Origin of the sequence: Bradyrhizobium sp. CCBAU 51627 (genome assembly GCF_028128765.1) — a bacterium.
GTDB lineage: Bacteria > Pseudomonadota > Alphaproteobacteria > Rhizobiales > Xanthobacteraceae > Bradyrhizobium.
In genome coordinates this window covers 1-292 of the sequence record NZ_LBJG01000038.1, presented here as the reverse complement: position 1 = coordinate 292, position 292 = coordinate 1, and the positions used below count along the sequence as shown (strand labels likewise).

1 pseudogene is annotated in these 292 nt (G+C 67.1%); it reads right to left on the bottom strand.

Annotation, left to right across the window (positions count from 1 at the left end):
* Positions 1–292: pseudogene (locus XH88_RS25590) on the bottom strand (hypothetical protein); the annotation flags it as partial.

Here is a 292-nt window from a genome sequence, read left to right as displayed (position 1 = left end):
CCCGCTGCCTTCCGTGTCCCACAAGCCGTACTGGGTAATGCCTTCGCCATCCGCATCGCTGGCGGTAAATAGTCCCGAGGCGGCGCGGCTCTGCCCGACAGCCAAGGCCACGTTGGCTGCGGTCACCACCGGCGGGGTCGGACCCGCCGTGAATGCTTGCCAGGTGCTCCAGGACGAGCCGTCGAAGGCGCGAACATAAAGATGATCGGTGCCGCTGCCCGCGATGTAGCTGGTCTGCGCCAGCTGCGCCGCCGTAATGACGATCTCGGTGTTGGCGGCCTGGGTCACGCCG